General features: G+C 67.7%; 10 protein-coding genes. 6 read left to right on the top strand and 4 right to left on the bottom strand.

Translation table 11 applies throughout. The features are described from left to right. The first annotated feature begins 420 nt into the window (after positions 1-420). Positions 421-2,538, top strand: a complete 2,118-nt coding sequence (locus DPA01S_RS12875) for an NAD(P)/FAD-dependent oxidoreductase (protein WP_083961687.1) — start codon at positions 421-423, stop codon at positions 2,536-2,538. Positions 2,539-2,641: 103 nt separating this feature from the next. Here DPA01S_RS12875 and DPA01S_RS16830 read toward each other — a convergent pair whose 3' ends face one another. Continuing rightward, positions 2,642-3,385, bottom strand: a complete 744-nt coding sequence (locus DPA01S_RS16830; RefSeq protein ID WP_153038682.1) for a hypothetical protein — start codon at positions 3,383-3,385, stop codon at positions 2,642-2,644. Between the two features lie 124 nt (positions 3,386-3,509). Here DPA01S_RS16830 and DPA01S_RS12870 point away from each other — a divergent pair, with 124 nt between their 5' ends. Continuing rightward, positions 3,510-4,559, top strand: a complete 1,050-nt coding sequence (locus DPA01S_RS12870) for a hypothetical protein (protein WP_061916796.1) — start codon at positions 3,510-3,512, stop codon at positions 4,557-4,559. A 232-nt stretch (positions 4,560-4,791) separates the two neighbouring features. Here DPA01S_RS12870 and DPA01S_RS12865 read toward each other — a convergent pair whose 3' ends face one another. From DPA01S_RS12865 to DPA01S_RS12855, 3 genes are all read right to left on the bottom strand, one after another. Then, positions 4,792-5,682: a sulfite exporter TauE/SafE family protein gene (locus DPA01S_RS12865; RefSeq protein ID WP_061916793.1), complete on the bottom strand. Its 891-nt coding sequence runs from the start codon at positions 5,680-5,682 to the stop codon at positions 4,792-4,794. A gap of 49 nt (positions 5,683-5,731) precedes the next feature. Then, positions 5,732-6,328: a rhodanese-like domain-containing protein gene (locus tag DPA01S_RS12860; RefSeq protein WP_198150773.1), complete on the bottom strand. Its 597-nt coding sequence runs from the start codon at positions 6,326-6,328 to the stop codon at positions 5,732-5,734. A gap of 104 nt (positions 6,329-6,432) precedes the next feature. Beyond that, positions 6,433-7,827: an MBL fold metallo-hydrolase gene (locus DPA01S_RS12855; RefSeq protein WP_061916809.1), complete on the bottom strand. Its 1,395-nt coding sequence runs from the start codon at positions 7,825-7,827 to the stop codon at positions 6,433-6,435. Positions 7,828-7,955: 128 nt separating this feature from the next. Here DPA01S_RS12855 and DPA01S_RS12850 point away from each other — a divergent pair, with 128 nt between their 5' ends. The 4 genes from DPA01S_RS12850 (at position 7,956) to DPA01S_RS12835 (ending at position 9,482) form a co-directional block, all read left to right on the top strand. Continuing rightward, positions 7,956-8,213, top strand: coding sequence for a metal-sensitive transcriptional regulator (locus DPA01S_RS12850; protein ID WP_007626356.1), 258 nt, complete (start codon positions 7,956-7,958; stop codon positions 8,211-8,213). Positions 8,214-8,284: 71 nt separating this feature from the next. Continuing rightward, on the top strand, positions 8,285-8,707 hold the full coding sequence (locus DPA01S_RS12845) for a DUF302 domain-containing protein (protein ID WP_061916790.1): 423 nt from the start codon (positions 8,285-8,287) through the stop codon (positions 8,705-8,707). Between the two features lie 80 nt (positions 8,708-8,787). Next, positions 8,788-9,117: a nucleotidyltransferase family protein gene (locus tag DPA01S_RS12840; protein WP_007633554.1), complete on the top strand. Its 330-nt coding sequence runs from the start codon at positions 8,788-8,790 to the stop codon at positions 9,115-9,117. Next, complete coding sequence (locus tag DPA01S_RS12835) at positions 9,114-9,482, top strand: HepT-like ribonuclease domain-containing protein (protein WP_007633555.1); 369 nt, start codon at positions 9,114-9,116, stop codon at positions 9,480-9,482. The genes DPA01S_RS12840 and DPA01S_RS12835 overlap by 4 nt, the downstream gene beginning before the upstream one ends. Positions 9,483-9,531: the final 49 nt, after the last annotated feature.

Here is a 9,531-nt window from a genome sequence, read left to right as displayed (position 1 = left end):
CACACAGCCGGAACCCCGAACCCCACGGTTCGGGGTTCCCGCCATTTCACCCCACACCGCCGCTGCGGTGCGAGGGCCGGCGCCCAACGTCACGTGACATCCCCGCGGTTGCGGTTCGGGGTCGGTGGGCATCGGCGCCGAGTGTGCGACACCGGCCGTACGGGGGAGGCGTCCAGATGGGCAGCCGTTGCTCAGGCACCCCGACTCATCTGGCTCGGCCGCGTCCATGAGCAGCGCCATCGGTTCCCTCGAACTGCTGATCGGCACGATCGGCGCGACCCGGCCACCGTCCACCGGCCCGCGTCCGACCACCTCGTCGTCGTCGCCCATACCACGTCCCACGCGCTCCGTGGGGACTCTTCCTGCGCATAACCCCGACCCGGCGCTGACACGCGTCAACACGGGCGTATTCTGGCAAGCGTGACTACCCGCACCTCGTTCCCCCGTCTCACCTCGCCGGGCCGGATCGGCCCCATGGAGACCCCCAACCGCATCGTCCTGCCGGCCATGGACATGAACGTCTCCGAGGACGGCGAGATCGAGCAGTCGGAGATCGACCACTACGTCGCCCGCGCCAAGGGCGGCGCCGGGCTCATCATCACCGGCGCGTGCGCGATCGCGTTCCCCGTCGGCGCGGCCTCGCTCAAGGAGCCGGGCCTGTCCGACGACAAGTACATCCCCGGCCTCAAGGCCCTCGCCGACGCCGTGCACGCCGCCGGCTCCAAACTGTGCGTGCAGTCCACCCACCACGGCAAGGTCGCGCGCGTGGACGTGGCCAACGACCGCCCGGTGATCGCCCCCAACGAGCCGGACTACAGCTACGACATGTCCGCGCTGGCCGACAGCACCCCCGAGGAGCTCGGCAAGATGGGCGCCGCCACCGGCGGCAAGAAGACCGTCTACAAGGAGATGGACCACGAGGACATCGCGTGGCTCATCACCACCTGGGCCGACGCCGCCGAGCGGATCGCCAAGGCCGGCGCCGACGCGATCGAGATCCACGTGGCGCACGGCTACATCCTGGGCGTGTTCCTCAACAAGCGCGACAACCAGCGCACGGACGAGTACGGCGGGTCGCTGATCGACCGGGCGCGGCTGGCGTGCGAGGTCATCTCCGCCGTCAAAGAGCGCGTGGGGGACTCCCTCGCCGTGCTGGTGCGCGTCTCCGGCGAGGAGTACGGCCAGGAGGGCGGGCTTGAACTGGACGAGGCGATCCTGGCCTCGCAGCTGTTCGAGAAGGCCGGCGCCGACGCCATCCATGTCACCGGCTGGGGCCGCAACCCCTTCGACAACTTCACCGACGGCCCCCTGCCCGACACCATCGGCGCCTACGTGGACAACGCCGCGGCCATCAAGCAGGCCGTGTCGGTGCCGGTGATCGCCGTGGGTCGCATGCTGCCCGAGGTGGCGGAGAAGGCGATCGACGACGGCAAGGTGGACTTCGCCGCCATGGGCCGGCAGCTGCTCGCCGATCCGGACCTGCCCAACAAGCTGGCCACCGGGCGGCGGGCCGAGGTCCGGCCGTGCATCAACTGCTACCTCTGCGTGGCCGAGAACTTCTTTGACGACACCCCCTTCTGCGCGGTGAACCCGGCGCTGGGTAACGAGAAGCTCCTGCCGCTGACTCCCGCGCCTACGCGTGAGCACGTCGTGGTGGTGGGCGCCGGACCCGCCGGGCTCGAGGCCGCGGTGGTCCTCACCGAGCGCGGACACCGCGTGACCGTGCTGGACAAGGCCGACCGGCTGGGCGGCACCATGTGGTTCTCCACCCTCACCACGCCGGACAACGAACCGCTGGTTCGCTTCTTCGCCGCCGAGATCGACCGGCTGGGCGTCGACGTGCGGCTGGGCACCGAGGCCACCGTCGAGACGATCCGCGCGCTCGGCGCCGACCGGGTGATCGTGGCGACCGGCGCCAAACGCCCCGCCCCGGCCATCCCGGGTGGCGACCTGCCGCACGTGCACACCGGCGACTCGCTGCGCAACACCATGCTCGGCACCGCCACCGCCGACGAGGCCGGGCTGTTCCTGCGCCTGGTCGGGCGGCTCGGCAAGCTCTCGACCATCACCAAGCGCCCGGCGTGGATCCGCAACCTCACCAAGATCGCGCTGCCGATGGGCAAGAACGTCGTGGTGATCGGCGGATCGCTGGTGGGTCTCGAGCTCGCCGAGTTCCTGGCCGAGCGCGGCCGTCGCGTGACCCTGCTGCACGAGTCGCAGCAGCTGGGCCTGCCGCTGGCGATGCCGCGCCGGTGGACCGCGGTGCGGCACGCCAAGGAGCACGGCGTGGACATCCAGCGCCGCGTGTCCGTCACCCGCATCACCGAGTCGGGCGTGGAGTGGACCGACGCCAAGGGCAACGCCAAGTCCGCCGCGGCCGACATGGTGATCTACGCCGACGGCACCATGGCCGCCGCGCCGCTGGCCGACGAGCTGCGCGCCGCGGGCATCGACTGCGAGGTCGTTGGCGACGCCGGCGAGGTGGGCTACATCCACGGCGCCATCCACTCGGCGTTCAAGGTCGCGTCGGTCGGCTGATCCAGTCGTTCGACTGGCGGAGGCCGCCCGGTTCTGCTGCGGAGGCCGCCCGGTTCTGCTGCGGAGGCCGCACGGTTCGCCGGGCGGCCTCTGCCGGCTCTCGTCAGGAAGTCGCCAGGTCGCGTCTAATCGTCTCCAGATCAGCAATACTCAGAGCGGTTTCGAATCTCTTCGCCTTCCCTCCACTCGCGGGATGATCCAAGTACACGACTGTGCGTTCCAAGCCGCCTTGAGTCATTCGGGCCAGTCGCCTTGTGGAGTCGAGTTCGAGTGCGAACACCTCAGCCATTGAACGAGCAGCGTGCACCCCGAAGACGACCAGCAACTTAGCCTTCGGTGCTCCATCGATTATTCGCGGCATATAGCGCTGTGTACACGTCGACAACGCATCTCGGACGCCGACCTCCTTTCGGCTCTTGCAATGAACCACTTCAGTCATCGCGTAGTCGAGGCCCGGCTCCGCATCAGGTAAGAGTTCGAATGCACGTTGCCGGACCCCGCTCCAGAAACGCACGGCTCGCCCCCGGGATCCATCTTTGGCGGTCGGGTACATCCCATCCTTTATCTGGCCCGGCTGATTGCCGAATCGGTTGGTGAAGAACTCGTTTGTAGCTTCCAAGTCGTCTCCCCACGAGGGATACGGCTCGTTGAAATCGATAGAGGGGTTGCTGCTGATAAACAGGATCCTTGCCTCGTCGAGGTGGCCAGTCCAGGGTTCAGGTACCTGATGCTCATCCAGAGCTAGATGGCGTTGAACGCCGACGATCCGAGAGCACGGTCCAATGCTGCCGGACTTGGAGTTCTCGAGCAGTTGGCAGTGGGTTATCTCGACTAGAAGATCATTCACGGATTGAGGTTAGCGGTTGGAGATACCGGACCCTGCCCGCTTAGCAACTTCCTGTGTCTCGCCAGGAGGAGGAAGTCTGCCCGATCGTGCTCGCTGTGTCGTAGGGACAAGCCATGATTGGCGCATGACCGCGAACCCACCGCACGATGCTGACATCGTCCTCCCATTCTTGGAGAAGGTGATCTGCGCGGCCGCCAGGGCTAGTGACTCCGAGTCGGAGCCAGTAGACGTGTCCGGCGAGGCGCGTATGCTGCAGGCGCGGTTCGAATCAGATGCCGTGCGCAGGGTGGAGCAGCGGATCCAATCTCATGTCACGGAGAACTCTGGTCGGGAACCGGAAGGTCTCGAGATGGACGGGCTCATTCGGCTCGCCTATTTAGACTCAGTGGTGACATTCGTTTCGCGGAGGTACGTAGTCCGGCCCCGAGTGCTTCTGAACGAGATCGTGCAGACGGGGGCCCTGGGCCACGACAATTGTCAGGTAGGCGAACGCTGCCCGGTCTGCTCGCGGCGGCCACGAGTAGATCTTGCGACTGTCGGTGATTTGCGAGCGCTGGCGGTGGAGCTTTCTATGGATCCTTTCCACCATTTGATCGCCGTGAATCCGGACAAGGTGCATGCCGCGTCAATCCACTGGCTCGCCAGCGTCGGTGAGGTCGACCAGATCTGGAGCAGCGTCGGCTTAAACGGACCACTCCCGCCTCCGGACGCGTCGGCCAGCGAGATGGGCGCGCAGGGAACGCACTTAATTCTTGACGATGGTCAAGGGCACTGGAAGGCGGTGATACAGTGCAGCTTCTCCGCGTGCCTTAGCGACGAGCAGGTTGAGAGATTCAGAGAGCGCGCCCTGAAGGCAACTCGTCTTAGAAGTCCGGACCTGGTGAAGTGGTTCGTCTATACGCTCGGTCAGCCCGCAACATCTCCTAGCCCTTCCCTGCGCTACTTGACCATCGATCAGATCAAAGCTGCGATCGATGGAAGCCCAGCCCTAGGCGATCCAGCGGCCGAGGCATATAGCCGCTATCTGGGGAAGCTCATGGCGGTCAGAGATTGCGTCCTAGCGCTCGGATCTGGCGCCGAGTTCGGATTCCCTCAGCGATTGAAGCGGGAGTTGCAGAACTTGGGCGTGTACAAGACATGCGAATTATCACTTCAGCTCACTCGACAGACTTGACCGACCTCGGGCGCGCGCATTCGCCGGGGGTTCGGCGAGCCGGAATCGGCCTTCCGGGTGGCCGGACCACGCGGCTCGGCGCGCGCCAGGACTTACCCGTGGGGCCCTCGGCGCTAAGCAGTGCGTTACCGAGTCGGATGAACGCTCGACCTCCGGCTGGGAGGATGGGAACACATTCGCCGCGCCTCCGTCTGCGCACCTAATCGCGTCGCAGCTGCGCGCGCCCACGCGGTCACACCAGGACCGCTGCACCCCTCCCGTGAGCCGCAGACCTGCCCAGCGCGCAACGCTCCTTGAAGCCGAGCAGGCAGACCGCCGCGGCCGCGGCCAGGACCACGATCACGCCGAGGATGATCGGCCCGGCGGGGAACGGCAGCTCCTGCGAGAGGACGAACGCACCCATGAGCAGGACGAAGACCCCGAAGCCCTTGCGCAGCGCCCGCTCCGGCACGACGGAGGTGAGCCGGATGCCGACGAAGGAGCCGGCGATGGCGGCGGCCGTGACGGCGGCGACGAGTGGCCAGTCGAGGCTGACCGAGGTGAGGTAGCCGCCGAGACCGGCGAAGGACTTCATCGCGATGACGAGTAGCGACGTGCCCACGGCGGCCGTCATGGGCAGGCCCGCCAGGAGGACGAGGGCCGGCACGACGAGGAAGCCGCCGCCCGCACCGACCAGGCCGGTCGCGGCGCCCACGACGAGTCCGTCGCGGAGGATTCGCCAGAGCGGATGATGATGCGTCTGGCTCTGTCCGTCACGGTCCTTGCGTCCCTTGATCATCGCGCCGGCGGTGGCGATCATCATGAGCGCGAAGGCGATCATGAGGAGGGTGCCGGGGATGTAGCCACCGGCCAGACCGCCGAGGAACGCGCCGACCATCCCGGCCGCGCCGAAGATCAGGCCCGTGCGCCACCGGACGTTGCCCTTGCGGGCATGTCCGATGAGGCTGACCAGCGAGGTGGCGCCCACGACGAACAGTGAGGTCGCGATGGCCTCGCGGGGGTCGAGCCCACCGATGTAGGTGAGCAGGGGGACCACGAGGATGGATCCGCCCCCGCCGAGCAGTCCCAGGGACAGGCCGACCAGGACGGCCAGGGCCACGACGACGATCGTGGTGATCTCCATGGAGGGCGCCTTTCTCCGGCGGGGCGCCGGGTCGGGATGGGGCGGCGGGTCAGGAACGGGTCGGCAGCGAGTCCAGGACGGTGCCGAGCCCGGGCTCGTCGGCCGGGCGGTTCCACGGCATCATCGACAGCGCGGCGGCCATGGCGCACGAGTTGCTCGCGGCGGAGTAGGTCAGCCCCGCACCGATCGCGCCGGCGAGGTAGGCGAACTTCGGGGAGACGAGCTTCGAGGCGGTGACGCCGACCAGGACCAGCGAGCCGGCGGCCATGCGGACCTGCCGGTCCATCGCCCAGACGCCCTTCCCGCGGACGACCTCGCCCCCGGCGGACTCGTAGCCGGCGATCCCGCCGTCGAGCACGGTCACCGAGTCGCGGTCCACGCCCACAGCGCTGAGCCGCTCGCATGCCTGGCGGGCGCGGTTGCCGGACTGGCAGATGAGGACGACCTGGCCGGGGAGCCGCGAGGCGAACTCCTCGCCGTGCTCGGCGAGCAGCGGCAGCGGCACGTTGTAGGAGCCGCGGATGTGGACCGAGGCGTACTCGGCGCCGGAGCGCACGTCGACCACGGTGGGCGGGGTGTCACTGCTCATCGCGGCGCGGAGTTCGGCGGGAGTCATGGTCGGGGTGCTGGTGAGAGTGGATGACACGGGTGATTCAGACCTTTCGGGTGAGGTGCCTGGATGTGGCGGTGGGGTGCCGCCGGTGGCGGGGGCCGGACGGACGGTCCGGCCCCCGGGGTGTGCGGGTGTGGTCAGACGGCGGCGAGGTTGCGCTCGGCCCAGGCGCTGTAGCTGCCCTCGAGCTCGACGACGCGGTATCCGGCCCGCCGCAGGGCGCTGGCCGTGACCGAGTTGCGGACGCCGCTCTGGCAGTAGGTGACGATCGGACCGTCGGTCGGGAGCTGGTCGAGGTTCCACAGGACGCGGCCGCCGCTGAGCTGCTCGGAATCCGGGATGTGGCCGTCCGCGTGCTCGGTCTTGTTGCGCACGTCCAGCACCATCGCCGCGTCGAATGTGGCGAGGTCGTCGGGACCGATCATCTCGGGGGTCGTCATCGGCAGCCCGTCGAAGCTGGTCGTGTAGCCGGTGACGGTGTCGATGCCGACCCGCAGCAGGTGGTCGCGGTACCGGTCGGCGGTCTCCTCGTCCTCGGCGAGGACGACCAGGGGTGTGTCCTCGCGCTCGGGGTCGTAGACCCACGCGCCGTACGAGGCGGCCTTGTCGACGCCCGGGACGTTGAGGGCCCCGGGGACGGTGCCGGCGTGGACCTCGTCCTGGTCGCGGGTGTCGACGACGACGAGGTCGTTCTTCTCGAGCGCCTCGGCCAGCTCTCCGGCGCCGAACCGGCGGAGGGGTGCCAGCGCTCCGAGGATTGCCGGGCCCTCCTTGTTCTGCCGCTTCATGCGGCCGAAATAGGCGTGCGCGTCAGGTTGGCCCTCGAGCATCTCGTCGATGAAGCCCTGCTCGTCGTCGCGCTCGACGTAGTCGGCCCACCAGGCGAATCGGCGCTCGTACCCGACGGTGGTCGAGGGGAGCGCGCCGAGTGCCTTGCCGCACGCGCTGCCCGAACCGTGACCCGGGAATACCTGGACGTGGTCCGGCAGCGAGACGAAGGACTCCTTGAGGCTGCGGAAGATCTGTGAGGCGCCCTCGAAGCGCGTGTCGACTCCGCCGGCGGCCTCGTCGAGCAGGTCCGGTCGGCCGAGGTCGCCGGCGAAGACGAAGTCGCCGGTGAGCATGTAACCGGGGGAGTCGGCGAACGCTCCGTCGGTGACGAGGAACGATAGGTGCTCGGGCGTGTGTCCCGGGGTGTGGACGGCCTCGACGGTGATGTTGCCCAGCGTGAGCTGGTCACCGTGGTGCAGGCGCTCGGCCTCGAAGCCGTACTGCCAGTCGTCGCCGCCCTCGCCGGACACGTAGATGGTCGCCCCGGTCGCCTCCGCCAGCTCGCGGGTGCCGGACAGGTAGTCGGCGTGGATGTGGGTCTCGGTGACGGTGGTGATCGTCATGCCGTGGCGGGCGGCCAGCTCCAGGTACTCGCTGATGTCGCGGCGGGCGTCCACCACCATCGCCTCGTTCGTCGCCTGGCAGCCGATGACGTACCCGGCCTGGGCGAGGTCCTCGTCGTAGATGCGCTCGAGAAGCACGGTGCTCTCCTTGTCGATCGGGTTCCCCGTCTCGGGTGTGCCACGAAGGTGCATACCCTGGGGGGTATACGCAACATGCCCCGGGGGGTATAGTCTGTGGTGACTTCTCGTCGACCACAGGGGGCCCGATGCAACTCGACACAGTCGAACTGACGCCGACACTCAACCGCCTCAAGCGCGCCCAGGGCCAGCTCGCCGCCGTCGTGCGCATGATCGAGGACGGTCGCGACTGCAAGGACGTCGTCACCCAGCTCTCGGCGGTGTCCAAGGCTCTGGATCGGGCAGGGTTCGCGATCATCGCCAGCGGCCTCGAGCAGTGCCTGACGAACCCGGACGGGACCCTGGACAAGAAGGACCTGGAGAAGCTGTTCCTCTCCCTGGCCTGATCCGCCGCAGCCCTACACTCCCGAGCCAGAGACATCACTACGCCGTCGAAGAGATATCGAAGGAATCGGTCATGACTTACACCCGCACTGTCATTGTCGACATGCCCTACGAGCAGGCCATGGAGTGCACGCGCGCGGCCCTGGCGGAGCAGGGCTTCGGCATTCTCACCGAGATCGACGTCAACGCGACGTTCGCTGCCAAGTTGGGTGACGAGGCCGCGGACAAGGTGGGCGCCTACACGATTCTCGGGGCCTGCAACCCCGGTCTGGCCAGCAAGGCGCTGGCCGCCGAACCGGAGCTCGGCGCCCTGCTGCCGTGCAACGTCGTGGTGCGCCGCGGCAAGGACGCCGAGCAGACGACCATCGAGGCCATCGACCCGCAGACCATGGTCCAGCTCAGCGGCAGTCCTCAGATTCGGGAGGTCGCCGACGACGCCGACGCGCGGCTGCGTGCTGCGCTGTCGGCGATCAGCGACGCCGCGTCCGGCAGCTAGCCCGGGCGCGCCGTACCCTCGCCGTGTCGGCGGCCTACTGGTACCCCTCAGCGGCCGGGCGCGGCGGGTACCCTAGGCGCATGACGAGCACCGCCCCGACTCCTGAGTCTCGCGTACTGCGCGAGCTGATCGAGGCGCGTAGTGATGAGTTTCGAGCCCTGCTCGCAAAGTACTCGGCGACCAGGCCGAGACTGTTCGGCTCAGTCGCCCGCGGCACTGCCCATGGCGAAAGCGATATCGACATCGTGGTCGACATGGACCCGGCCGACGGCAATCTTCTGATGCGGGCTTCTGGATTGATGGAGGAAGTCCGAACGCTCTTCGGCCGCGAGAACATCGACATCTTTCCAGCCCAGCTGCTCAAACGTCCGATCTCCGACGCTGCGATCCGCGACTCCGTGGCGATATGACTCGCGAGACCGATCGGCGCATCGGCGACATCCTGCAGGCGATTGATCGCTGCCGGAGGTACGTTGCCAGCCTCGATCATGAGAACATAGATCTCGTATTCATGGCGGAGGACGCCATCGAGCGCAATCTGCAGATTATCGGGGAGGCCGCGAACCACCTGCCTCCTGCGATTAGGGACGCGCATCCGGAAATCGCTTGGCCGCAGATTCGCGGGTTCCGCAACATCCTTGTTCACCAGTACTTCGGCGTCGAGACCGACGTGGTTCGCGACGTGGTGATGACACACCTGCCTCCACTGGCCCAGGCCTTGAGACCTCACGCGCCCGAGCAAGATCGACGCGCCGGCACCGGCCTCGACGATTGATTCGTCCCACAGAGCCCGCCTCAGACCACGAGCCCGGCCGTGCGCTGGT

Origin of the sequence: Dietzia papillomatosis NBRC 105045, from assembly GCF_001570845.1 — a bacterium.
Classification (GTDB): domain Bacteria; phylum Actinomycetota; class Actinomycetes; order Mycobacteriales; family Mycobacteriaceae; genus Dietzia; species Dietzia cinnamea.
The sequence above is the reverse complement of the archived record's forward strand: the minus strand, read 5'-3'. Positions and strand labels throughout refer to the sequence as shown.